Below are 23,599 nucleotides of genomic sequence, written 5' to 3' on the forward strand. Positions count from 1 at the left end.
GGGGGCTCTCATGCGCACCCTTCGCAGGCGCTTGGCGTTGCCAGGGCGTCAGCCCCCGAGGTTGCCGTGCCCAGCACCGCCGCAAGCGCGGGGTCTGGCCGAAAGAGAGTAATCCCCTTGAGCCCGAGCTTGAATGCTGACATGAACAACGCCTGCGCGCGTTCGACGCTGCAGTCGGACGGCACGGGCACCGTCTTCGAAATGGAGGCGTCCACGAAAGGTTGCAAGACGCCCACCATCGCCACGTGGTCTTCAGGCGCTACCTGCTGCGCGGTGCGGAAATAGTCGGGCAAAGGCTTGCGGGCAAAATGCAGGTTCCATTGGCGCCACGCATGGTTCTCAAGCGGCACGTCAACCGCAGCGGCGCCCAGCATCACGCGGCGGCGGTAAGTCCAGCCGAAAGCCGGTTCGATCCCGCTGGAGCAATTGTCCGCAAAGGCAAGGCTGACGCTGCCGGTGGGCGCATACGACACCAGATGGCTGTTTCGCAACCCATGCCGGCGCACGGCAACGCGTACCTCGGCGGCAAGCGCATCGCCGATGGCGCCGTCCGACAGGTAGTCCGCTGCGCGGTAAAGGGGAAACGGCCCGCGTTCCCGGGCCAGTGCCGCCGACGCCGCGTAGGCGCTGTCCCGGATGCACCGGGCCACTTCGCTTGCGGCCTGGCGGCCGGCGGCGCTGTCGTACCGCAATTGCAGCATCGCTAGCATGTCCGCCAGCCCGGTCACACCCACGCCTATCCTGCGCGTGGACAATGCCTGCGCCTGTTGGGCGGGCAGGGGCCAATGCGTCAACGCGATCACGTTATCGAGCATGCGCACCTGTATGCGGACCATGCTGGCCAGCTTTGCCAGGTTCACGTTGGCGGGGCCGCCCAGTCCAAATGGGTGCTCGACCAAGCGTGTCAGGTTGATGGGGCCGAGCACGCAGCATCCATAGTCGGGCAGCGGCTGCTCGCCACACGGATTGGTTGCCCGGATCGTCTCGAGGGCGTGCAGGTTGTTGGCGCGCGCGATGGTGTCGATGAACAGCAACCCCGGTTCGGCGCTGTGGACGGCCTCGCGCGCGATGGCATCCCATAAGCGCCGTGCCGAATCCTGGCGATACTGCCAAAGGCCGTCGGTTCGCTGGAATGCGCCCGCGTCGATCGCCGCTTGGCCGGGCGGGGTGCGATGAACCAGCGGCCAGGGCTCGTCGCGCTGCACCGCGGCAAGAAACGCGTCGCTGACCGCGACCGAAATATTGAAGGTGCGCCAGCGCCGGCGGCCGTGCTTGGCCCGGGCGAAATCGAGGATGTCGGGATGCGCACAGGATAGAACCGCCATTTGGGCGCCGCGGCGGCTGCCCTCGAATGCCAGGCGGGCGCACGCCGCGTCGTACTGATCGATTGCTTCGTGGACCGTCGGGGCGTCTGCCCGCCCAGGGGATCCCGCCGCCAGCGGGGGCAGCGACGAAAAATCGTACCCGACCCCGCCGCCCATGGCCAATGTCTCAAGCGCCTGCTGCAGACCGGCCTGGAAGGAGAGTGAGGCATCGGGGCCACCCACCGGCTGCACGAAACAATTGACCATGGTCGCGTGTGCCTGCGTGCCGGCGTTTGCCATGATCCGCCCCGCACCGATCGCGCCGTCCCGCATGTTCTGAAGAAACGCCGCGGCGGCGGACGCCCGCCGTGCCGGCGTCTCCGCCTGGGCGAGCGCCAGGGCGACGCGAGCGTACACCTGCGCGGCATCGTGCTCTGCGCACGCCGCGTACCGGTCAAGCAGCACATTCACGCACGCCGGCTGCGGCAGGAGCATGAAACGCCCCGGATCAGGAAACGCCTTCGGGAGCCCGCAGCAGCAAGACCGGCACCGACGCCCCGCGCAGGATGCCTTCGGCGCTGCTGCCCAGAAGCAGACGCCGCGCGCCGCGGCGGCCGTGCGTGCCGATCACGATCAGATCGGCTTTCCATGCTGCCGCCTCATCCAGCACCCGCTGCTGGACGGTCCGGTCCAGATTCTCGTAGAGCGCGGTATCCGCTTCGATGCCTGCATCGCGGACGGTGCCTTGCGCCGTCTCCAGCATCTTCGCGCCGTTGCGGCGCATCAGATCCAGGAGTTCGCCCGCGTGATAACTATAGGCATCGGTGGTCAGGGCAAAGGACAGCTCGTCGATGACGTGTATCAGACGGATGCGCGCCCCGGTCAGCTTGGCCAGCCGGATGGCCTCGTTCAAGCCGATCTGCGAGGTGGCGCTGCCGTCGATGGGAACAAGGATTCGCTCGTACATGCTGGTCTCCGTGAAAATTGGGCACGAAACCAGTATCAGCGGACGCGCGGCGAAAATATTGATTCCGGTCAAGTTGTGAGCGCCAGCGGATACCCGAAGGGTTCGAGACTGACTCTGGGACGCCGCACGCGGTGCGATCCCGCCCGTGACACAGACACGGGGGCAGCGACAGCGCGTATCGTGCCTGCGATTTTGTCTCTGGCAGCCCGCATCTAATCGAAATAATTGATGCTCAGCTGTGAAATATATCGCTTTTCATGGACTAATCGCAGTTCTAGACTTCCTGCATTGATCGATCCAGACCCGCGAGACGACGATGCTTTCCCACCTCCTTGGCGCAGTAAAGCCTTCCCCCACACTGGTCATTACCAAAATAGCGGGGGACATGCGGCGGCGCGGCATCGACGTCATCGGCCTATCGCAGGGCGAGCCTGATTTCCCGACCCCGGAGCACATCCGCGTCGCCGCGAAAGAGGCCATCGACGCCGGCGCCACCCGCTACACGGACGTCGACGGAACGCGCGAATTGAAGGAAGCGATCGCCCGCAAGTTCTGGCGCGACAACAGCATTTCCTACGATCCCGCGGAAATCAGCGTGGGCACGGGCGGAAAGCAGGTCATCTTCAATGCGCTCCTGGCGACCATCAATCCGGGAGACGAGGTCATCATCCCGGCTCCCTATTGGGTGTCCTACCCGGACATGGTGCGGCTTGCGGGCGGCGTGCCCGTCGAGGTCGCTTGCCCGGCCTCGCAGGACTTCAAGATCAAGCCGGAACAGCTGCGCCACGCGATCACGGCCAAGACCAAATGGATCATTCTCAATTCGCCCAGCAATCCCACGGGCGCCGGCTACTCGCGCGCCGATCTGGCGGCGCTTGCCATTGAACTGGCGCGTCATCCGCACGTGTGGATCATGACGGACGACATGTACGAGCACATCCGCTATGAAGGCTGGCAGTTCTCGACCATCGCGTCTGTGGACCCTGAACTCCACCCCCGCACACTGACCGTCAATGGCGTCTCCAAGGCCTATGCCATGACGGGTTGGCGCATCGGATATGCCGCGGGACCCCGGCCGCTGATCCAGGCCATGGCGACGATTCAATCGCAGAGCACAAGCAACCCATGCTCGGTCGCTCAGGCGGCGGCAACCGCGGCGCTGGATGGCCCACTGGAATTCCTGATACCGCGCAATCAGGCGTTCCAGCGCCGGCGCGACGACTGCCTGGATGCGCTCAATGCGATCGAGGGCATTCACTGCCGCACGCCAGAAGGCGCGTTTTACTTGTTTCCGTCCTGCGAAGGGCTGATTGGCCGCACGACACCGCAGGGCAGGGTGCTCAAAAGCGACGTGGATGTCAGCCAGTTCTTTCTCGAAGCGGCGCATGTTGCCGTCGTGCCGGGCAGCGCATTTGGCGCCGAAGGCTACTTTCGCATTTCATTTGCGACGTCGGACGAGCGGCTGGCGCAGGCGTGCAAACGTCTGCGCGATACTTGCGACACCCTTGACTAACAAGGCTGGAACAATCGATTTGGGCATCACGGGAAAGCGCGCGCTCAAGCTGAGCGCCAGTTCCAATTTCACCTGGAGAAATACATGACGGTTTCCGATGAGGTTTATTTCAAGGCGCTTTCCGGCGTCACGACGGCCACGCTGACCACCATCCTATTGAAGAAAGGGCTGCGCAACGTCTGGATCCGCGGCGCGTTCCCGCTGGCCCAGGGCCTGGACCGCATCGTCGGCCGCGCGTTCACCGTGCGCTTCGTGCCCGCCCGCGAAGACCTGGCCACGCCGGAATCCTGGTCCTCGCCCAAATCCAGCCGCGGCGCCATCGAGCAGATGCCCTCCGGCTGCATCGCGGTGGTCGACGCCATGGGCGTGAAAGACGCCGGCATCTGGGGCGACATCCTGTGCGCCCGCATGGCAAAGCGCGGCGTGGCTGGCCTGGTAACCGACGGCGTCGTGCGCGACCTGGCCGGTGTACTGGGAACGAAGCTGCCCGTGTGGGCGAGCGGAGCGGCAGCGCCGCCCTCGGTGGCCGGCCTGACCTTCGTGGACTGGCAGCAGCCCGTCGCCTGCGGTGGCGTGGCCGTCTTCCCCAATGACGTGATCGTCGCCGACCAGGACGGCGCCGTCGTCATTCCAGCCGCGCTGCTGGCCGACGTGGTCGACGCAGCCGTTGAGCAGGAGCGCTTTGAAGGCTGGATCATGGACGAAGTCAACAACGGCGCCGTGCTGCCGGGCTTGTATCCGCCGAACGAAGCCAACAGGGCGAAGTATGCCGCGTCCAAGAAGGGGTAATGCCTGAAATTCCGGTCTAAGCGACGCAAGGAAGCCGGCTCTTCATGCCGGCTTCCTTGCGTTCGCTGTAGCGATCCACCAGATAAGGGCTTGTATCCCGCGTGAGCAACGTGAACTTCATCAGCTCTTCGACCACATCGACGATCCGATCGTAGTAAGGGGAGGGCTTCATGCGCCCGCGGTCGTCGAACTCCTGGTAGGCCTTGGCGACGGACGATTGATTGGGAATGGTCAACATCCGCATCCAACGGCCCAGGATACGCATCTGGTTCACCGCGTTGAACGACTGCGATCCGCCCGAAACCTGCATGACCGCCAGCGTCTTGCCCTGGGTGGGCCGCACGGCGCCCACCGACAACGGGATCCAGTCGATCTGCGTCTTCATCAATCCCGTCATCGCGCCGTGACGCTCGGGCGAGCTCCAGATCATGCCTTCGGCCCACTGGACAAGCTCGTGAAGCTCTCGGACCTTGGGATGATTCTCGGTGGCGTCATCGACCAGCGGCAGCCCGGCGGGATTGAAGAGCCGGGTTTCGCCGCCCAGGGCTTCGAGCAAGCGCGCCGCTTCTTCGGCGACCAACCGGCTGTACGAGCGCTCGCGCAGCGATCCATACAAGAGCAGGAACCGCGGCGCATGCGTGGCCCGCGCCGGCGGGAACAGCGCGGCCGGAGCCGGCGCCTTGAAGTACGCGGGATCGATATTCGGCAGATCCGCAAACACGTCAGACACGGTTGCCCTCCGCATCGATCAGCGGTTCTCCATCCTCTTTGGTGAAGGCGCCGCGTTGAGCCTGAGGCAGAATGTCCAGCACGGCCTCCGACGGCCGGCACAGCCGCGTACCCAGCGGGGTCACGACGATCGGCCGATTTATCAGGATCGGGTGCTCAAGCATGAAGCCGATCAGTTGGTCGTCTGTCCACTTCGGATCGGACAGCCCCAATTCGTCGTAAGGCGTGCCTTTCGGGCGCAGCAGCTCGCGAACGGGGATGCCCATATCGGCAATCAACGACCGCAGCGTGGCGGCGTCCGGCGGCGTCTTCAGGTACTCAATGATCGTGGGCGTTTCGCCGCTGTTGCGAATCAACCCGAGGACGTTGCGAGACGTGCCGCAGGCCGGGTTGTGATAAATCGTGATGGAACTCATGAAAACCTCTATCTAAGGAATGTCGGGCAGGCCGGCGGCCACCACTCAGCGCCGGATGGCGCCGGCCTCGTACCACCCCTTGGTCCGATTGACGATCCGCACGACGAGCAGCATTACGGGCACCTCGATGAGCACGCCCACCACAGTGGCCAATGCCGCGCCAGAGTGGAATCCGAACAGGCTGATCGCAGCCGCCACGGCCAGTTCGAAGAAATTGGATGCACCGATCAGCGCGGAAGGGCAGGCAATGCTGTGCTTTTCTCCCGCGCGGCGGTTAAGCCAGTACGCCAGGCCCGAATTGAAAAACACCTGGATGAGAATCGGCACCGCCAGCATCGCAATGATCAAAGGTTGGCCAATGATGGCTTCGCCCTGAAAAGCGAACAGCAGAACCAGCGTCAGCAGCAGCGCCGCCATCGAGAACGGCCCGATGCGCGCCAGCGCGGCGTCGAATGCCGCCTGACCGCGGCGAAGCAGGGCGCGGCGCCAGAGCTGGGCAAGCACCACCGGAATCACGATGTACAGCCCGACGGACACCAGCAGCGTGTCCCACGGCACAGTGATGGCCGACAGCCCGAGCAGCAAGCCCACCATGGGCGCGAAGGCAAACACCATGATGGTGTCGTTCAACGCGACCTGGGACAACGTGAACACCGGATCGCCTCCGGTCAGGCGGCTCCAGACGAACACCATGGCAGTGCACGGCGCCGCCGCCAGCAGGATCAAGCCGGCAATGTAACTATCCAGCTGGTCGGCGGGTAACCAGGCCGAAAAAATCTGGCGGATGAAAAGCCAGCCCAGAAAGGCCATCGAAAACGGCTTGACGGCCCAGTTGATGAACAGCGTCACGCCAATGCCGCGCCAGTGCTGCTTGACCTGGCCGAGCGCGCCGAAGTCCACCTTGAGCAGCATGGGAATGATCATCACCCAGATCAGAATCCCCACCGGCAAGTTGACCTGAGCGACTTCAAGGCGGCCAATCGTCTGGAACAACGCGGGCATCAGTTGCCCAAGCGTCACACCGAGCACGATGCAGAGAAACACCCATAGGGTGAGATAGCGCTCGAAAACATTCATCCCGGGCCGCGGGCGCTGAGCGGGCGCGGCCTGTGTGGTGGACGACATCGGGTTTACTCCGGGTTTGATCAGCAGGTCGTGCAAGCCGCACGCAGGGAAGGTTCGCAGGCCGTGCCCGCGCAGCAGTGCTCAGTCAGATAGCCAAGCAGTCCGCTCATCTTCGAGAAGTCGGCTCGGTAGATCAGGTTGCGCCCCTGTTGCTCGACGGTGACCAGGCCCGACGTGGACAGTTCTTTCAGGTGAAAGGACAGGGTATTGCGCGCAACGCCCAGTTGGTCTGCGAGGACACTGGGCATCAGTCCCGGCGGACCCGCCACGACCAGTGCGCGGAAGGTCCGCAGCCGTTGAGGATGGGCGAGGGCGCCTAGCGCGGAGATGGCTTGCTCTTCGTTCATTGTTCGATCATACAACGATTGTTGAACTATTAGCGAGAGCCCTGTGAACTTCCTTTCTTGCTTGCGCGACCGTGAGGATGTCTGTGGTGAATATCCGGGAAGTGCTGATGCGTGTGCGTCGACGGTTCGTGACGATGAGGATGGGTGTGTGGACCAGAGCTTTTACGAAGGAAGCGCTGGCGCCGAACAGGGGCGCGGCGGCTAACGCAGGGCTGGCAGACCGGATAGACATGGGAACAGGAGATTGTTTGGGGCTGCGTGACTACTTAGGGAAGCCAAGCGTTCTATCCACCAATATCTTTGACTTTACATAATACACATTATGCGAACTTAGCCTGGAGCGAGCACCACATTGGTTACGGACCTGCGCAGCTCGGAGCCATCATCGTCGCCAACCCATCCAGAACAACCACTGGCTACTCCTTTTTCTGCCCCTTGGCGCTTGCCGCGAACTCATCGGCCAACCCCGTGAGCTCTCGCTTGTAGTCGTCCAACGACCCCTCATATCCGTCCAAATACAAATCCCGCCGCGCCTTTTCCATCGCCGCTGACGTGGCAGCCTGACGCACAAACTCCGCCAGCTTCGTCCTGACGGGCTCTGGCGTTTCGCTGCGCACGGCAACGCTGTAGCTGCTGTGGAACACCATGTTCGGCACGCCAAGCTCGGCAAACGTCTTCACCCCGGGCAAATGACTGACGCTTCCTGCGCGGCCCGTATAGGCCAGCACCTTGACGTGCGGATTGTCCTTGACGCTTTGGGTGGTGCCGATCGTGGTGAAGTAGCCGTCGATCTGCCCGCCAAGAATCGCCGTCAGCCCTTCCGCGCCGCCCTTGAACGGAATCGGACGGTATTGCGTCCGCAGCCCTGAAGCCAGCCTCGCCGCAAGCGTGGAGTATGTGCCCACGCCGAGGTCGGCGACGCCAATATCCAATTCCCGGTTAATGCCCTTCAAGTCTTCCAGGCGGTTCCAGCCTCGCTCGGACGGCACGATGAAGGCGTAGCTGCTCTGGCCCAGCGGCGCCAGGATTTCAAAGTCGGAGAACGCATAATCCGCGGCGGGTGTCGTGATTTTTGCGCTGTAGAAGCCTTCGGCGTGGACTAGCAAGGTGTATCCGTCCGCGGGCCTGTTCCTGACGGCCATGATGCCGATGGCAGAGCCAGCGCCTGGCCGGTTTTCGACGACGACCGGTTGGCCCATGATCGTGCCCAGTTGTTGGGCGAACGCGCGCGAGATGGCGTCGGTGGCGGCCCCCGGTGGATACGGGACGACGAGGCGGACAGGTTTCGACGGATAAGCGGTTTGCGCGGCAGCTCCGAACGAAAACAGTACGCTGAGGACTGCGCTGCCCAGCAGTATGCGGCGGCGTGTGACGATAGGCATGTGTTGCTCTTTTTCAGTTGTCTCCGCCTGAAAGTGTATCGATCGCCCAGCCGCCGATCTCCGCCATATTCCGCAGAACTCTTCTGCAAGAAATGAAGCAAAAAGGCATCGCCATTGCCCACGGCGATGCCGGCGACGCCTGCGATTCATGCCGTTTTGATCTGCGGGTTCAGCTAAGGGCAATCCGATTGCGCTGGTCGCGCCCTTGTCCGCGATGCTGCTGAATCCCATGGTGCTCCCTTCCCTGCCCTACGATCCGGACAAGGATCTGCTGCCCATCGCGTAAGTCGGCGCAGCGGGCGGCACCGGCGTGGCCATATGCCGGCCATTGCGTTCGATGGTCGTTTGGTTCCAGGTTTCGCGATGAACGCCCTGAAGCAGTGCGGCCGAACTACCGCCTTTAGCTCTTCTTGGCGATTCGCTTCCCGGATAAGCTTTTTCCTCGCCGGTCGCCGATCCCGTCTGTCCAGGATCGGTTGACCCCAAAGCCGCCCACCGCGCACGCCATCGCCAGCTGGACTTTGCGGCCAATGCGCACATCACCAAGGCCCGGGAAATGACCACAACCTATTTTGGCTTGCCTGTCGTGAAAGACCGTCTGGTGCGTCTCGAAGACATCCGTCGCCTCCCGTTCTACACATTCTGGGAGGAAAGCAGCCGAGGGTCGGCGATGTGCGAAGGCGATGAGGGAGAGCTTTTCGTCTATCTGAACGACTGGGAGGCATTCTCCGACTTGTTCATCAAGACCGGCAAGCATCGCCACAGCGGTTAGATTGCAAAAAAATGGGCGCTCCGCGGAGCGCCCAGATCCTTGCGTTGCCGCGCGGCTTACACCTTGCCGGGCAATGCGTAGGCGATCACGTAGTCGCCACGGTCGGGCGAGTTGCGCGCCCCGCCGGCGTGCGGCCCAACGACCGGCCCAGAGTATAAGGGTTTCTCCTTATGCCGGGCGGGGCTGCCGGGCGTATCGCTTCGTCACTCCTCGGTCTGACCGAGTTCGATGCGGTGCTGCGTGCGCAGCGCCTTGGCCAGCAGATAGCCTTTGTTGTGCTCGTTTGGAAATACGCCCGTCAGGCGGCAACCGCTGACCTGGATGCCCATGCGTTCGAGCTGGGTGCGCTTGTCGGGATTGTTTGTCAGCAGTTCAAGATTGTCGACGCCCAATGCCCGCAGCATCTGGGCGGCCGGCGTGTAGTCGCGGTCGTCCAGGCCGTGGCCCAGTTCCAGGTTGGCGGTGTAGGTGTCGTAGCCCAGTTCCTGCAGCCGGTAGGCGTCAAGCTTGGAATACAGGCCGATGCCGCGCCCTTCCTGGCGCAGGTACAGCAGATAGCCGCCCTCCTGGCTCATGAGGCGCAACGCTTCCTGAAGCTGGGGACCGCAGTCGCAGCGCAGCGATCCGAAGACATCGCCCGTCATGCACTCGGAGTGCAGCCGGACGAGCGGTCGCGGGCCGGGTTGCCCGAATTTGAGGGCTAGGTGATCGCGCGCGTCGGCCAGGCCATGAAAGCTGTAAGCCAGCGCCAGCGCCTCGGTGCCATCGGCAAGGCGGATGGGCAACCGGACGGTGGCGCGGATGGAGGCTTCGGGCAGTTGGATCGCGGCGGGGGACGTTACGGGATTCACGACAAACGGGCACGGGTATCGAAACGGAGGTCGACAGGATAACGTATGCGCCCGCCGCGCGCGCTTTACATCACGCGGACGCTGTCGACGTCGAACTCGACGTTGTTGCGGTCACGGTCCAGTTCGCCACGCAACTCGACCTGGGTCTTGTCGTCGATCTTCTGGCCCGCCGGGAAGTCCTCGTGATCGATTTCGACCCGAATTTGGCCCGTGCCGTCGTCAAAGGTGTAGTGATCGTCACCGTCGTGCGACACGATGCGGCCGCGCAGGATGGCGTTCTGGTCGTCCCGGCCATTGACCAGGAGTTCCTTGACCGTCGTGACGGCAACCGTGCTGGGGCCGCTGTAGCCTTGGGCAGCGGGTTTGCCGGTGCTGGGGCCCGTGTAGCCCTGGGCGTGCGCCACGCCCGCCACGGTGGCGCCAGCGAGGATGGCACTGGCCAGGAACGTGCGGATGAATGAGGAACGACGAGAGATCTGGGTCATGCTGCGGCTCCTTGCGCGGATTGCGCTTCGCTGTTGAACATGGCGCCATTTGACGCCCCGAAGATGAAGCAGACCTTATCCCTGCGCGGGGACGCGGATTCTTGCGTCACCCGTTCATGTCTAGCGGCAGCAGCAGCGTGACGCCCAACCCGCGGCCATCCAGACCCGGGCCGAAGCGTAGTTCTGCGCGATGCATGGTGGCCACGCGCGCCACAATGGACAGACCCAGGCCGTTGCCCGGCACGTTTGTGCCCAGGACGCGGTAAAAGCGCTGCGTCAGCCGCTCCAGATCGGCCGGGGCCACGCCCTCCCCGTCGTCCTTCACGCTGAGCTCGACGTGCTGCCCGGCGCGTTCGGCCGCGACCCGCACCTGTCCGCCCTCGCGGCCGTACGACACCGCGTTATGGATGAGGTTGCGCAAGGCGGTAAAGAGCGCGTCCCGGTTGCCGACCAACTCCTTTTCGCGCGCCGCAATCGTGATCGTAGCGCCGCGCGCCGTCGCCGCGGGCGCGCAGGCGTCCACCGCATCCTGCAGCAGGCCGGGGACGTCGATGCGCTCGCGCGGCATGGCGTCGGCCGATTGCGGATCCAGCCGGGCAAGTTGCAGCAGGTTTTCGACCAGGCTCGTCGTGCGCATCATGTCGGCGCGCAGGCGCTGCAATTGCGCGGCCAGCGCCGGCGCCTCGTCGGCCGGATGGCTGCGTTGCAGGACCTGGATCCGCGACGCCAGGGCCGCGAGCGGCGTGCGCAGCTCATGCGCCGCATCCGCCGTGAAGCGCCTTTCGGCTTCAAGCGCGTGGTCCAACCGGCCAAGCAGACGGTTCAAGGCTGCCGTGATGGACTGCACTTCATGCGCCCTGCTCTCTTCGGCCACCGGCGACAGGTCGGACGGCGATTTGGTCTCGATGCCGCGCGCCATGCGCGCAAGCGGCTTGAGCAGACGCCAGATCAGGAACCAGTTGATCAGTCCAAGCAGGACCCACAGGCCAACCAGCGGCCATGCCAAGGACTCGAGCATGTCCCAGATGAGATCGGTGCGTTCGTCCATCTCCTGACCGACCTGCGCCGAGAAACCCAGGGAGTCATGATGGCGCACATAGACGCGCCAGTCCTCGCCGTCGGCACGTACGTCGTAATAGCGGTCGCCGCGCCGGTCCGGCGGCACGAACGGCCGCTTGGGCGCGTCTTCGCCCCGCAGCAGAACGTCTCCCGTGCGCGAGACCAGTTGATAGTCCAGCCGAAGCGCCGGCTGCGTGTCGCCAGCGGCGTGCTGGCCCGCCGTCCGGCCGATGCTGCCCTCGCCCAGTGCCAGGACGAGCCTCGCGCCCTCTTCCAGCCAGTCGTCATAGGCGTCGTTGACCTCCTTGCGCGCGATGGCCAGCACGATCACCGTGCTGACCAGCCCCACCAGGATGCTGGATCCGAGCGTCGTGCCGATCAGGCGCCGGCGCAGGGAATAGCCGCGCTCGGCCCGGGGAGTCTTGTTGCGCCAGCGCATCTCAGTCCGCCAGCCGATAGCCCTGGCGGCGCACCGTCTTGATCAGGTCCGAAGACAGCTTGCGCCGCAGGTTGTAGATGTGCACTTCGATCGTGTTGCTTTCGACTTCGTCGCCCCAGCCATAGAGCGCCTCTTCCAGTTGCGCGCGGGACACGATATGGCCCGGCCGCCGGATGAGCGCGTGCAGGATGGCGAATTCGCGCGCCGTCAGCTCGACCGGCGCCCCATTGAAGCGCACCTGCTTGGCCGCCACGTCCAGCAACACGCCACCGTGCTCGAGCGCAGGGGTGGCGTGGCCGTCGCGGCGGCGCAGCGCAGCGCGGATGCGCGCCGACAGTTCGTCCAGGTCGAAAGGCTTGACGAGGTAGTCGTCCGCGCCGAGGTCCAGGCCTTCGATACGGTCGGGCACTGCGTCGCGGGCGGTGATCATGATGGCTGGCACGTTGTCGCGACGCGCGCGCAGCCGCCGCAGCAGGTCGTCCCCCGAGACGCCGGGCAGCCCGCGGTCGATCAACACGCAGTGGTAGTCGTGGGCGGCCAGCGCCGTTTCGGCAAGATCGCCGCGTGTCACACGGTCGACCACATAGCCGTCGAGCTCCAGCCAGGATTCGATCGACTCGCCCAGGGATACATCGTCTTCGGCCAGTAGGATACGCATGCGCCGACTATACGCGACAGGATGAAGAGAATCTTAAGACGCCCATGGCGCGCTTTCTCGGCACGCGCAATTAATCTCCGCATGCCACGCGGAGATTAGATGCCATATCCTCCGCATCCGGCCCGAATCGCGAGCCGGATGCGAAGATCCCGATGTGTCAGATGCTGCCGACGCGGCTGACGCCGCCCTGGGTGACCACCTGGACGCGCTGGCCGGTCGAGATTGGCACGTCCGCTTCCTGTGTGATGACGCGCACGTCGCCTGAATCCAGGCGCACGGTGATTTCCAGGCCCGCGCGGCGCATGCTGGCGTTTTCGACTGCGTTGCCCGCCATGGCGCCGCCGACTGCGCCGCCGACGGTGGTGATGCGCCGTCCGGAGCCGCCGCCCACGGCGTTGCCGGCGACGGCGCCCAGCGCGCCACCCGCGATCATGCCCATGCCCGAGGTCTGGCTGGCCTGGATGGTGACGGGCCGCACGCCAATGACGTAGCCGAGGGTGACGGTCTGGGCGCGCTGCGCCTGGTCGAAGGTGTAGACGCGTGAGGACGCGGAGGGATTGGCGCAGCCGGCAAGGAAGGCGGCAAGGCCAAGGATGCCGCCTGCGGCGAGAAGGGTCAGGCGGCTACGCGGGGCGGCCTGCTGAGGCTTTTGCATGATGGGGTCTCCGGAACGGCGGAAATGGGAAAACCAGGCCTAGCGCGGACGCGCCGGCGAGGCCGCAGGCGCGGGCGCCGGTGCGGGCGCGGGCGCCGGTGCGGGCGCAGGCGCAGCCGCGGATGGCTGGGCGCTGGCGCGCATGAACTTCCCATTCGCATCGAAGCCGCCTATGGCGCGGCCATTGAAGAACACGACGCGGCGCGCGGTCCACTGCGGCTGGTCGGGGCCAAGCTGGTCGTAGGCAGCCACGTCAAAGTCGTACTCCCAACCCGACATGGGCTTGCCGTCCTCGCCCGCAAACGTGGTCTTCTTCACGGATTCCGCATATCCCTTGTCGCGATAGCTGACATACCGGGTGGGCGGCATGGAATCGCGCAGCGTCGACATGTACTGGTACAGGTCTTCATCGCTGGGCGGCGTGCCGTACTTGGCCAGATCGTTCTTCGTCGCGACCGTGCCGGCGCAACCGGCCAGCACGCACGTGGACAAGACAAGGAATAGCCTTTTCATCGGGATTGCTCCTAAGTACGCGTTCGCGCCCTGACTGCGGACGCACGGCGGCTAGCCGGGTAGCGCTTGGGGAATCTTCAGGGGGTGGGACCGGCGGGACGGCTGGCCGCGCCCCGGAAGGCGGTGCGCAACAGGCTGAGCAGAAAGCCGCCCGTCAGCATGCCCAGGATGTAGACGCCGACGACGAGAACCGACGTCGGCAAAGTGATGGTGGATGTCCAGAGCGTCAGGGTGACGGAATCGAAATTCTGGACCTTGAACGACAGAACCATCGCCGTGAGCAACACAATCAATACGATGTACAGGTATCTCATGGGGCACCTTTCGTATTCGCTGTCTTAACCGCCCCGAACCCGCCCGGGGGCCTGTCGTGCGGAAAACTATGCCACTCATCGGGCGGGAAAACAAGAAACATTGTTCACCGCCGCAAACAGGAACAGAATGGCTGTCGCCGTGAAAACGGCAAGTGTGGCCGGCCCATCATCGAATAGCCGCGTCCCGCGGTCTAACGTTTTGGGCTGCTTTTTGGGGACACCTCATGGAAGCGATCAAGGATTGTTGCATGGCTGGGCACCCTCTGAACCTGGACCGGCGCGGCTGGTTGAAGGCGGGCGTTGCCGCCGGAACGGCTGCGCTGATGGCAGGCGTGGCAGTCGCCCCGAACGATGCGCAGGCGGCGTCGTTATCGCAGGCACAGCGCGACGCAATGACGCCGGACCAGGTGATTGACATGATGAAACGGGGCAATGCGCGCTTTCGCGCGGGCAAGCCCCAGAAGCACGATTACCTTGCGCAGAAGCGGTCCAGCGCCCTGGGCCAATACCCGGCGGCGGTCATCCTGAGCTGCATCGACTCGCGCGCGCCCGCCGAGATCATTCTGGACACGGGCATCGGCGAAACCTTCAACGGGCGGATCGCCGGCAACATTTCCAACAACGACCTGCTCGGCAGCATGGAGTTTGCCTGCGCGGCGGCGGGCGCCAAGGTGATACTCGTCATGGGACATACGGCTTGCGGCGCGGTGGCCGGCGCGATCGACAATGTTCAGCTCGGCCATCTGACCGGATTGCTCGACGTGATCAAGCCGGCGGTCGAGGCCACCAAGTACACGGGCGACCGCAGCGGCAAGAATGCGCAATTCGTGGACGCGGTGGCGCGGACCAATGTTCAGCTCACCGTCGAGGCCATCCGCAAGAACAGCCCCATTCTTGCGGGGCTGGAAAAGGAAGGAAAGATCAAGATCGTCGGGTCGATGTACGACCTCACCAACGGCATGCTGACCTTCATGGCATAGCCCTCCCCCGACGTCGCCGTACCGCGGGCGGGCGCGCCACTCAATGGGCCGCGCCCGTCCCGCCCGTGCCCTCAGGGCGAGCGGCTCAGGCTGTAAACCGAGGCAGGCGGCAGGTTCATCGGCACGAATCGCACGCGCCGGGCGTGAAGCCCGCAGTCATCGAGCACGCGCGCCGAGATCGGGCATTTCACGCCATACGTGAAGAAGTGCATGGATGCGCCCGGCGGCATTGCTTCAAACACGGCGGTAAGCAGCTTGTGGTGATGCGCGCCGCTCATGTTGCGCAGCGGCAGGCCGCAAATCGCCGCGCCGATCCCGTGCAGTTCAGGATGGCTGTCGCGCGACAGGTCCTGGGCAGGCACCTGCAGCACGGCCGCCTCTGGAAACTGGCTGCGCAAGCTGGAGCTCATGTCCGAGTCCTGCTCCACCAGTACCAGATTGGATGGCGCCACGCCCCGGCGCAGCATTTCTCGGGTGAACACGCCAGTCCCGCACCCCAGTTCGAGGACCTTGCCGGCGCGGGGCGGGATCGATTCGGTGATGGCCGCGGCCAGCGCGGCGCTGGAAGGCGCTACCGCGCCGACCGCCGAGGGGTTGGAAAGCAGCGCCTTGACGAACTGCTTGCGCTCCAAAAGCCAATTCATGGCCGAGCCGGCCGGCTTGTGCCGGGCAAGGGTCTTGATGGGCGGCAAGGAAAACATCGATGCGTCTATCTCCGGGGGACGTAACTGTCGGACAGACCTTACCTTTGGTCGGCGGCCCGGACCGGCAACGGTGCGTAAGCGCGCCTTTCATTTGGAGAGCGTCGAATCGGGAAACAAACAGGCCGTACCCGATTTCTCGGATACGGCCTGTTGCCAAACCAGCCGGGTCAGACGGCGGGCTTAGACCCCCACGACCGACACGGCCTTGGTGACCAGATACGCCTCAAGCGCTTCGGGACCGCCTTCGGAACCGTAGCCGGAATCCTTCACGCCGCCGAAGGGCAGCTCGGCCGAGGGCGTTGCGGGCTGGTTGACCCAGAGCATGCCCACTTCCAGGCGGCGCGACAGCTCGTGCACCGTCTTGATCGACCGGGTGAAGCCATAAGCCGCCAGGCCGAACGGCAGGCGGTTGGCTTCGCGGATGGCTTCGTCCAGGGTTTCGAAGCTGCGGATCGCCGCGATGGGACCAAACGGCTCTTCGTTGAAAATATCGGCCTCGAGCGGCACGTCGGTCAGGATCGTCGGGGCGAAGAAATTACCGGCGCCACCCACGCGCTGCCCACCGGTGGCCACGCGTGCGCCCTTCTCTGCCGCGTTCTTGACGATCTTGTCCATCGCCGCCAGACGGCGGTCGTTGGCCAGCGGGCCCAGCGTGGTGCCTTCGGTCAGGCCGTCGCCCAGCTTGAGCTTTTCGGCGTGCGCGATGAAAGCCTGCTCGAAAGCCGCCTTGACGTTCTTGTGCACCAGGAAACGGGTCGGCGAAATGCAGACCTGGCCGGCGTTGCGGAATTTCGCGCCGCCCGAGGCCTTGACGGCCAGTTCGACGTCGGCGTCCTCGGCCACGATGACCGGGGCGTGACCGCCCAGTTCCATCGTGACGCGCTTCATGTGGCGGCCAGCCAGCGCGGCCAGTTCCTTGCCGACCGGGGTGGAGCCGGTGAAGGTGACCTTGCGGATGATCGGGTGCGGAATCAGGTAGCTGGAGATCTCGGCCGGCGAGCCGAACACCAGGCCCAGCACGCCCTTCGGGATGCCGGCGTCGACAAAGCAGTTGAGCAGCGCGGCAGGCGACGCCGGGGTTTCCTCGGGCGCCTTCACGAGGAAGGAGCAGCCCGTGGCCAGCGCGGCGCCCAGCTTGCGCACGATCTGGTTGACCGGGAAGTTCCAAGGCGTGAACGCGGCGACGGGGCCGACGGGTTCCTTGATGACCAATTGCTGGGCCGCCGGGTTGCGCGACGGCACGATGCGGCCATAGACGCGCAGGGCTTCGTTGGCGAACCAGTCGATGATGTCGGCGCCCGCCAGCACTTCGCCGCGCGCCTCGGCCAGCGGCTTGCCCTGCTCTTGCGTCAACAGGCGCGCCACGTTGTCCGCGCGCTCGCGCAGCAGGACGGCCGCCTTGCGCATGACCGCGCAACGCTCATGCGCGGACGTGTCGCGCCACGTCTCGAAACCGCGTTGCGCTGCCGCCAGCGCTGCGTCCAGGTCCTCGCGGGAGGCGCTGGCCACCTGGCCGATCTTCTGGCCGGTGGCGGGGTTCACGACGTCGATGCGCGCGCCACCTCGGGCCTCGCGCCATTCGTTGTCGATCAGGAGAAGAGTATCTGGGTAACCGTTCATGAATGCTCCGTGGTTGAAATGCGGCCGTCACGTGTCAGTCGATTCGGGCAAGCGGGGCGGAAACGCCCGGCGCCTGCCGTATCGTAAGTGTTTGGGAGGGAGACGGGAAGTGGGCCGGCTTCGGACCGTCCGGCTGGCGGTCCGGCGCGCAAGGCCGGGCATGGGCACGCCGCTTGCTGTAGGCGTTTCGCCTTTCGTCACTTAACCCTGATTGCGGAGGCTCCCATGAGCTCACCGGAACCCGTTCTCTCGCCGACGCCGGTCGGCAACACCTTGATTTCGCTGGGGCTTGCGCGCGCCGCCCAGTCCGCCCACGTCGCGGATGGCCGGCTCCCCTGCCCCACGGCCGCCAATGATGAAATTTCGCCCGAGGCGCAATCGGCGGGTCAGGCCGAAGCGCCGGCGCGCGTGCCGCTGAGCGCTTGGCTGTCGCTGGCGTTTTATGCCATTGGCACGGCGCTTCTGTTCAGTCTGGGCGTGGCCTACCGGCTGTTCGCGTGACCGTTCAAGCCGCCTGGGCGAGCGCTTCGCGCGCGGCCTGTACCAATTTGCGGTCGGAGAGCCGGTAGGCAGTCAGCGGCCCGCCCGTCACGCAGCCCGTGTCCAGGCACACGGCGTCCGTGCGCACGAGCAGCCCCAGCGTCGCCCAGTGGCCGAAAACGATGGTGTCGCCGGCGTCCGCGCGCCGCGGCAGGTCGTACCACGGCAAGGTTCCGCGAGGCCAGCGCCCTGGGGTGGACTTGGCGCCGGGCGCCAGGGCCGCATTGCGGGTGCAAAGCCGCATACGCGTAAATGCGCTGGCGATGAAGCGCAGGCGTTGCTGCGTATCCAGGTTGGCGCTCCACGCCAGCGGCGCGGTGCCGGTCAGCGTGCGCATGTGGCGGCGCCAATCATCGTCGCGAAGCATATCCTGAACCTCGCCGGCCAGCGCCACCGCTTGGGCCACGTCCCATCCGGGAAAGAGCCCGGCATGCACGAGGACATGCCTGTCCTGGACGTGAATCAGTGGTCGCGCGCGCAGCCAATCCAGCAGTTCGTCCGCATCCGGCGCGTCGAACAGATCATCCAACGTGTCGCGGGGGTCGGGGCGCAGGCAACCTGCGGCCACACCCAGGGCGCGCAGGTCGTGATTACCCAGCACCACGGTCGCGCGGTCGCCCAGGGCCATGACCCGGCGCAAGACCTCGGCATTGGCGGGACCGCGGTTGATCAGGTCGCCCACGAACCAGAACCGGCAGGTCGGGTCTGCCGCGATTTCGGGGCTGGCGAGCAGCGCGTCCAGCGAGGGACGGCACCCATGCACGTCGCCGATCGCCCAGACGGCGGGCAGCCGTCTTTGCGGTGCGTCATCCGCCAATGTGAAGTTCGCGTCAACGGTCGTGGGTGTCGTGATGGTGGGTCGGCTTGATGGTTGTCTTACCGGTCTGCGTCGCATGTGTTGTCCTTGCCGCTAGCCATTTCCTGGCACGAATGGATGAATTTCGTGCCAGAACGGCCAGCAAGCCCCGTACCCATGCAAACGTTTACATTCGAGGCGGCCGGATGCCGCAAGCGAAGCGCCCCCCGGGGTTGGCGTGCCCGGACCTGGCTATCCTTCCTTTTTGCGCCGCCCCCACACGGATTCCTGCCGATAGGCGTCCGCCTGGCACAGGGTGCGGTAGAACATGGCGCCCGCGCCAATGAAATTGCCCAGCTCCTTCTCCGACAGCTTGGGTGCGACGCCTTCCAGGTACCCGGCGTAGATGGAAAGCACCCGGTCCCATTCGTCCAGCCGGGGCGCCGGCGCGGACACCGAGATCATCAGTGCCAAGAGCTCATCGCGCTGCATGATTGCCTCCTGTGCAGGCCGGCGCGCCGGCCTTCATTGCCCTCGGGTCATGCGCGTCAATACGCGCCGGCCGTCCCTGCCGCGGTGCAGGAAGGCCATCAGGACGTGGCCTGCCGCCGCCGCGATTAGCGTCCAGCCCAGCAGTCCGTGCCAGGCATTGGCCAACTCGACCAGCGCTTCGATTTCCTGGTCGCGGGGGCTGAAGACCGGGATGCCGAAAGCCGAATAGCCCCTGCCCCGGCCATAGGCCCGCAACAGTCCCAGTGTGGGAATGGCGATCATCATGAGGTACAGGAGCAAGTGACCGAAACCCGCCATCAGGCCGCTGTTCGGGCGGCGTCCCAGGTTGGCGAGGGCCCACGCGCCGCGCACGACGACCAGGATCAGCAGCAACAGACCCAGCGACGTGTGCGACGCCCAGAAAAAGTCCTCGATGGGGGTGTCCGGAAAAAATTGACGCGCAGCCGCGCTGATGAACTGCCACACCAGCAGCACCGCCATGAGCCAATGCAGGACACGGCTGACGATTCCATACCCGTCCGGGCAGTCCATCACGCTGGATTGGGCGACAGGGGGTGGCATAGGGCGACTCCTTGGGAGATCCACACAGCACAAGGGAGATCCTGCTCATGGTTCGAACTCCATGGCGGACATGGCGGACGCCAGGGACTGCGGCGCGTAATCGTCCCATGGGGTGTTGCCCGCGTCCAGCCGGGCGTGGATATCCTGGATCGTCCAGTGCGCCCCGCCCGTCAGCTTGTCCAGCTCTTCCCACTTGACGGGCACCGACACGCCCAGACCGGGACGCGCCCGCGCCGACCAGGCGCATACGGTGGTCGCGCCAAATCCATTGCGCAGGTAGTCCGCAAAAATCTTGCCGACCCGGTTCTTCGGCCCGCTCTTGGCCACAAACAGTTGCGGCAGCGTCCTCGCCAGATGCTGCACGATCACCTGGGAAAAGCGCTTCACCGTGTCCCAGTCGTACTGTTTGCGCAGCGGCACGACCACGTGCAGGCCCTTGCCGCCGCTGGTCTTGAGCCACGCTTTCAGCCCGATTTCTTCCAGCAGCACGCGCACGAGGTTCGCGGCCTGCTGCATCGCGGGCCACTGCACGCCCTCGCCCGGGTCCAGATCGAACAGCATCCGATCCGGCTTGCCGATGGACGTCTTGACCGCGTTCCAGGTGTGGAATTCGACCACGTTCATCTGCACCGCGGACAGGATGGCCTCGGCCGTGGGCACTTCGAGCAGCGGCGGGTGGTCCGGGTCGAGCTTGGCCGGCAGGGATTTCACGCCCGGCATTGCGGCTTCCAGGTGCTTCTGGAAGAAGAATTCGCCCTGGATGCCGGCCGGCGCGCGCAGAAACGACACCGGGCGCCCCTTCAGGTGCTCCAGCATCAGCGGCGCCACCAACGCGTAATAGCGTGCCAAGTCCAGCTTGGTGAGCTTGGTGGACGGATCGATGACGCGATCCGGATTGGTGAGCTTGCCGCCCTTCGCGCGGCTGGCCTTGGTGGCGGGCGCGGCTTTGCTGGGCGGCTTGGTCGCGCCCGCATCGCCCTCGATGTCTTTGACTGGCACTGCCTTCTCCCTGGAAATGGCCCGCACCGGCTTGTCCTGCCGCAGTCCTCTAAAGACAGAATGACGGATGTGTCCGCCCCCCGTCCACTCGCCAAACGACACCTCTGCAATCAGTTCGGGCTTGACCCAGCGTACGCCACCGGCGGCGGGCGCGTTCGCGACAGGCTTCTTGCCGGTCTCGATGGACGCCAGACGCTTTTGCAGCGACACCAGGCTGGCGTCATCGAACCCCGTGCCCACCTTGCCGGCATAGCGCAGGCTGCCATCCTGCTCGGTCACGGCAAGCAGCAGCGCGCCCAACCCCGCGCGGCTGCCCTTCGGCGCCGTGTAGCCGACGATGGCAAATTCCTGGCGCCGGGCGCATTTGACCTTGACCCAGGTATTTGTGCGGCGCGACACATAGGGGGAGGACAGGCGCTTGGCCATGATGCCTTCCAGCCCCATCTTGCAGGCAGTCGCCACCAGATCCGACGGCGCGGCCTCCAGGGCCTCGCTGAATCGCAGATGGTCGTCTTCGGTGGTGTCCATCAGTTGCTGCAGCAGAGCCCGGCGCACCGTCAGGGGTTCCTGGCGCAGATCCCGTTGCCCGATGAAAGGAAGATCAAAGGCATAGAAGACGATATCTTGCGTGCGCTCGCCGTCGAAGGCGTTCTGCAGCGCCTGGAAACTCGGAATGCCCTCGCGGTCGAGCATCACGATTTCGCCGTCCACCCAGGCCCACTTGGCAGGCAACGCGCGAAACGCTTCGACCAGATGAGGCAGCTTGGCGCTCCAGTCGTGGCCGTTGCGGGTAAAAAGGCGCACGTCGTCGCCTTCGATCCGCACCACCAGCCGGTAGCCGTCGAATTTCATTTCATACAGCCAGTCCGGGGCGTGGTGGGGCACGCCGTCCACCAGCGTGGCAAGCTGGGGTTTCAGATGCGCCGGCAAATCGGCGGCCACGCCGGGCAAGGCGCGTTGGCCGTCGGCCGAAGGTTCAGGTTGGTCTTCGGACCGATCTGGGGATGGCGCTTTGGCCGCGCGCAGCGGGACCACGCTGTCGGGCATTTCGTCCACCACGCTGAACTCCCGCTCCGGCCGGGCGAACGCGTCGCGATCCTTGATGAGCAACCAGGGCGGCTGCTTGTCGCTTTCCTTGCCCTTCAAGCGGATCAACGCCCACCTGCCCTGCATCTTGACGCCCTGCAGGTCGAACTTCAGATGACCGTCCCGATAGCCCTTGCGCGGGTCGCCCACGGGCATCCACTTGCCTTCGTCCCAGATGATGACCTTGCCCGCGCCGTACTGGCCTTCGGGAATCTGCCCCTCGAACTGGTTGTAGGCAATGGGATGGTCCTCGACCTGAACCGCCATGCGCTTGACGGCCGGGTCGTAGCAAGGCCCCTTGGGCACCGCCCAGCTCTTCATGGCGCCGTCCAGTTCCAGACGGAAGTCGTAGTGCAGCCGGCTCGCCCAGTGCTTCTGGATGACGAAGGCGCGCGCGTCCTCATTCGCCTCGCCGCCGCCAGCCGGTTCCGAGGTAACTTGAAAGTTGCGCTTTTCGCGGTACTTCTTAAGCGAATCGGCCATGATCAAGCCGCCTTGCGCGCTTTGCTCGCGGTCTTGGCAGCTGTCTTACCGGACGCCTTGCTGGCGCTGCCCGTGGTTTTGGCCGTTGCCTTCTTTGCCGCCGTCTTTTTGGCCGCGGATTTGGCCGCCTTTCTTGCGGTGCCATTGCCGGCCTTGCCCGCCGATGACGCGGCCTTGGGCGCGCCCTTGCCGCCCTTCAGGCTGCGTTGCAGCAGCTCCGTCAGGTCGATGACGTTATCGGCGTAGGTGGGCGACTCTTCCTGCGGCTCGATGACCGTCTCCGTCTTGCCGGCGCGCGCCTTCTTCTCCACCAACTCCATCACCGCGGCCTTGAATTCGTCCTGGTACTGTTCGGGATCCCATTGGCCGGACATGTCCTCCACCAGCATCTTGGCCATCTTCAACTCGCTGGCGCTGGGCGTCATGTTCTTGGCGCCAGCCTTGGGAAGATCCAACCCTTCTACCGACTTGACCTCATCGCCCCAACGCATCAGGTTCAGCACCAGCGCATCGCCCGACGGGATCAGCGCGGCCAGGTGCTGTTTGGTCTGGATCACCACCTTGGCAATACCGATCTTGCCGGTCTTGGCCAGGGTGTCGCGCAGCAAGGCATACACCTTGTGCCCCTTGTTGATGGGCGCAACGTAATACGGCCGCTCAAGATAGACGAAGGATACGTCCGTGGCGTCCACGAACTGCTGGATCTCGATGGTCTGCGTGGTCCGGGGATACGCATCGGCGATTTCGTCGGGCGACACGATGACGTACTTGCCGTCCTCGTACTCCACTCCCTTCACGATGTTGTCTTTGTCGATTTCCTTGCCGGTCCGCTTGTTGATGCGTTTGTAGCCCACGGGGTCCATCGAGCGCTTGTCCAGCCAGTCGAAATCCACGCCCGACTCGCTGGTGGCCGTGTGCAGGCCCACGGGGATGTGAACCAGACCGAAGGAAATGGCCCCTTTCCATATGGTTCTTGCTGCCATGATGATTCTCCTGCGC

At 64.9% G+C, this 23,599-nt stretch carries 26 protein-coding genes; 5 read left to right on the plus strand and 21 right to left on the minus strand.

Annotated features, from left to right (window positions below; translation table 11 throughout):
- Nucleotides 1-8: 8 nt before the first annotated feature.
- Complete coding sequence (locus ASD87_RS04945; protein WP_056317896.1) at nucleotides 9-1,799, minus strand: adenosylcobalamin-dependent ribonucleoside-diphosphate reductase; 1,791 nt, start codon at nucleotides 1,797-1,799, stop codon at nucleotides 9-11.
- Between the two features lie 13 nt (nucleotides 1,800-1,812).
- Complete coding sequence (locus ASD87_RS04950; protein ID WP_056317900.1) at nucleotides 1,813-2,271, minus strand: universal stress protein; 459 nt, start codon at nucleotides 2,269-2,271, stop codon at nucleotides 1,813-1,815.
- A gap of 316 nt (nucleotides 2,272-2,587) precedes the next feature.
- On the opposite strand from ASD87_RS04950, the gene ASD87_RS04955 reads away from it, so the two are divergent.
- On the plus strand, nucleotides 2,588-3,784 hold the full coding sequence (locus ASD87_RS04955; protein ID WP_056317902.1) for a pyridoxal phosphate-dependent aminotransferase: 1,197 nt from the start codon (nucleotides 2,588-2,590) through the stop codon (nucleotides 3,782-3,784).
- Nucleotides 3,785-3,868: 84 nt separating this feature from the next.
- The gene (locus tag ASD87_RS04960) at nucleotides 3,869-4,573 is read left to right on the plus strand and encodes a ribonuclease activity regulator RraA (protein WP_056317907.1); all 705 of its coding nucleotides are present in this window, start codon (nucleotides 3,869-3,871) and stop codon (nucleotides 4,571-4,573) included.
- Nucleotides 4,574-4,589: 16 nt separating this feature from the next.
- On the opposite strand, the gene arsH is transcribed toward ASD87_RS04960, so the two are convergent.
- The 5 genes from arsH to ASD87_RS04985 form a co-directional block, all read right to left on the minus strand.
- Nucleotides 4,590-5,303 (minus strand): arsenical resistance protein ArsH, encoded by a 714-nt coding sequence (arsH, locus tag ASD87_RS04965; protein ID WP_056317910.1) that lies wholly within the window; start codon nucleotides 5,301-5,303, stop codon nucleotides 4,590-4,592.
- Nucleotides 5,296-5,718: an arsenate reductase (glutaredoxin) gene (arsC, locus tag ASD87_RS04970; protein ID WP_056317912.1), complete on the minus strand. Its 423-nt coding sequence runs from the start codon at nucleotides 5,716-5,718 to the stop codon at nucleotides 5,296-5,298. The genes arsH and arsC overlap by 8 nt, the downstream gene beginning before the upstream one ends.
- Nucleotides 5,719-5,763: 45 nt before the next feature.
- Complete coding sequence (gene arsB, locus ASD87_RS04975) at nucleotides 5,764-6,843, minus strand: ACR3 family arsenite efflux transporter (RefSeq protein ID WP_056317915.1); 1,080 nt, start codon at nucleotides 6,841-6,843, stop codon at nucleotides 5,764-5,766.
- A 20-nt stretch (nucleotides 6,844-6,863) separates the two neighbouring features.
- The gene (locus ASD87_RS04980) at nucleotides 6,864-7,190 is read right to left on the minus strand and encodes a helix-turn-helix transcriptional regulator (protein ID WP_056317918.1); all 327 of its coding nucleotides are present in this window, start codon (nucleotides 7,188-7,190) and stop codon (nucleotides 6,864-6,866) included.
- A gap of 416 nt (nucleotides 7,191-7,606) precedes the next feature.
- Nucleotides 7,607-8,572 carry a tripartite tricarboxylate transporter substrate binding protein gene (locus tag ASD87_RS04985; RefSeq protein ID WP_056317921.1) on the minus strand — a complete coding sequence of 322 codons (966 nt, stop codon included), beginning with the start codon at nucleotides 8,570-8,572 and terminating at the stop codon, nucleotides 7,607-7,609.
- Between the two features lie 556 nt (nucleotides 8,573-9,128).
- Between ASD87_RS04985 and ASD87_RS26845 the strand changes: the two genes are divergently transcribed.
- A complete protein-coding gene (locus tag ASD87_RS26845; protein ID WP_142055212.1) occupies nucleotides 9,129-9,344 on the plus strand; it encodes a hypothetical protein in 216 nt (71 codons plus the stop codon).
- Between the two features lie 203 nt (nucleotides 9,345-9,547).
- Here ASD87_RS26845 and ribA read toward each other — a convergent pair whose 3' ends face one another.
- The 7 genes from ribA to ASD87_RS05020 form a co-directional block, all read right to left on the minus strand.
- Nucleotides 9,548-10,129 (minus strand): GTP cyclohydrolase II RibA, encoded by a 582-nt coding sequence (gene ribA / locus ASD87_RS04990; RefSeq protein WP_369818500.1) that lies wholly within the window; start codon nucleotides 10,127-10,129, stop codon nucleotides 9,548-9,550.
- 131 nt (nucleotides 10,130-10,260) lie between these two features.
- Nucleotides 10,261-10,680, minus strand: a complete 420-nt coding sequence (locus ASD87_RS04995) for a YgiW/YdeI family stress tolerance OB fold protein (RefSeq protein WP_056317924.1) — start codon at nucleotides 10,678-10,680, stop codon at nucleotides 10,261-10,263.
- A gap of 106 nt (nucleotides 10,681-10,786) precedes the next feature.
- Nucleotides 10,787-12,178, minus strand: coding sequence for an ATP-binding protein (locus tag ASD87_RS05000; RefSeq protein WP_056317927.1), 1,392 nt, complete (start codon nucleotides 12,176-12,178; stop codon nucleotides 10,787-10,789).
- Between the two features lies 1 nt (nucleotide 12,179).
- A complete protein-coding gene (locus tag ASD87_RS05005; RefSeq protein WP_056317929.1) occupies nucleotides 12,180-12,836 on the minus strand; it encodes a response regulator transcription factor in 657 nt (218 codons plus the stop codon).
- A 157-nt stretch (nucleotides 12,837-12,993) separates the two neighbouring features.
- Nucleotides 12,994-13,491 carry a glycine zipper 2TM domain-containing protein gene (locus tag ASD87_RS05010; RefSeq protein WP_056317932.1) on the minus strand — a complete coding sequence of 166 codons (498 nt, stop codon included), beginning with the start codon at nucleotides 13,489-13,491 and terminating at the stop codon, nucleotides 12,994-12,996.
- A gap of 39 nt (nucleotides 13,492-13,530) precedes the next feature.
- The gene (locus ASD87_RS27180; RefSeq protein ID WP_056317935.1) at nucleotides 13,531-14,004 is read right to left on the minus strand and encodes a hypothetical protein; all 474 of its coding nucleotides are present in this window, start codon (nucleotides 14,002-14,004) and stop codon (nucleotides 13,531-13,533) included.
- Between the two features lie 77 nt (nucleotides 14,005-14,081).
- Nucleotides 14,082-14,318 carry a lipopolysaccharide assembly protein LapA domain-containing protein gene (locus ASD87_RS05020; RefSeq protein WP_056317937.1) on the minus strand — a complete coding sequence of 79 codons (237 nt, stop codon included), beginning with the start codon at nucleotides 14,316-14,318 and terminating at the stop codon, nucleotides 14,082-14,084.
- 248 nt (nucleotides 14,319-14,566) lie between these two features.
- Here ASD87_RS05020 and ASD87_RS05025 point away from each other — a divergent pair, with 248 nt between their 5' ends.
- Nucleotides 14,567-15,298, plus strand: coding sequence for a carbonic anhydrase family protein (locus tag ASD87_RS05025; protein WP_235512601.1), 732 nt, complete (start codon nucleotides 14,567-14,569; stop codon nucleotides 15,296-15,298).
- Between the two features lie 71 nt (nucleotides 15,299-15,369).
- On the opposite strand, the gene ASD87_RS05030 is transcribed toward ASD87_RS05025, so the two are convergent.
- On the minus strand, nucleotides 15,370-15,942 hold the full coding sequence (locus ASD87_RS05030; RefSeq protein ID WP_235512602.1) for a class I SAM-dependent methyltransferase: 573 nt from the start codon (nucleotides 15,940-15,942) through the stop codon (nucleotides 15,370-15,372).
- Nucleotides 15,943-16,182: 240 nt separating this feature from the next.
- Entirely contained in the window at nucleotides 16,183-17,622 is a 1,440-nt protein-coding gene (locus ASD87_RS05035) for an NAD-dependent succinate-semialdehyde dehydrogenase (RefSeq protein ID WP_056317945.1), read from the minus strand.
- Between the two features lie 225 nt (nucleotides 17,623-17,847).
- On the opposite strand from ASD87_RS05035, the gene ASD87_RS05040 reads away from it, so the two are divergent.
- Entirely contained in the window at nucleotides 17,848-18,123 is a 276-nt protein-coding gene (locus tag ASD87_RS05040; protein WP_056317947.1) for a hypothetical protein, read from the plus strand.
- 4 nt (nucleotides 18,124-18,127) lie between these two features.
- Here ASD87_RS05040 and ASD87_RS05045 read toward each other — a convergent pair whose 3' ends face one another.
- The 5 genes from ASD87_RS05045 to ASD87_RS05065 all read right to left on the minus strand — a co-directional run bounded on the left by ASD87_RS05045 (nucleotide 18,128) and on the right by ASD87_RS05065 (nucleotide 23,583).
- Nucleotides 18,128-18,979 carry a symmetrical bis(5'-nucleosyl)-tetraphosphatase gene (locus ASD87_RS05045; RefSeq protein WP_235512603.1) on the minus strand — a complete coding sequence of 284 codons (852 nt, stop codon included), beginning with the start codon at nucleotides 18,977-18,979 and terminating at the stop codon, nucleotides 18,128-18,130.
- Between the two features lie 231 nt (nucleotides 18,980-19,210).
- On the minus strand, nucleotides 19,211-19,450 hold the full coding sequence (locus tag ASD87_RS05050; protein ID WP_056317950.1) for a hypothetical protein: 240 nt from the start codon (nucleotides 19,448-19,450) through the stop codon (nucleotides 19,211-19,213).
- Between the two features lie 33 nt (nucleotides 19,451-19,483).
- Nucleotides 19,484-20,032: a cytochrome b gene (locus ASD87_RS05055; RefSeq protein WP_056317953.1), complete on the minus strand. Its 549-nt coding sequence runs from the start codon at nucleotides 20,030-20,032 to the stop codon at nucleotides 19,484-19,486.
- Nucleotides 20,033-20,077: 45 nt separating this feature from the next.
- Nucleotides 20,078-22,600, minus strand: coding sequence for a DNA ligase D (gene ligD / locus ASD87_RS05060; RefSeq protein WP_056317956.1), 2,523 nt, complete (start codon nucleotides 22,598-22,600; stop codon nucleotides 20,078-20,080).
- A gap of 2 nt (nucleotides 22,601-22,602) precedes the next feature.
- A complete protein-coding gene (locus ASD87_RS05065; RefSeq protein ID WP_056317959.1) occupies nucleotides 22,603-23,583 on the minus strand; it encodes a Ku protein in 981 nt (326 codons plus the stop codon).
- Nucleotides 23,584-23,599 lie beyond the last annotated feature (16 nt).

The organism is Achromobacter sp. Root170 (genome assembly GCF_001428165.1).
Lineage (GTDB): Bacteria > Pseudomonadota > Gammaproteobacteria > Burkholderiales > Burkholderiaceae_B > Achromobacter > Achromobacter mucicolens.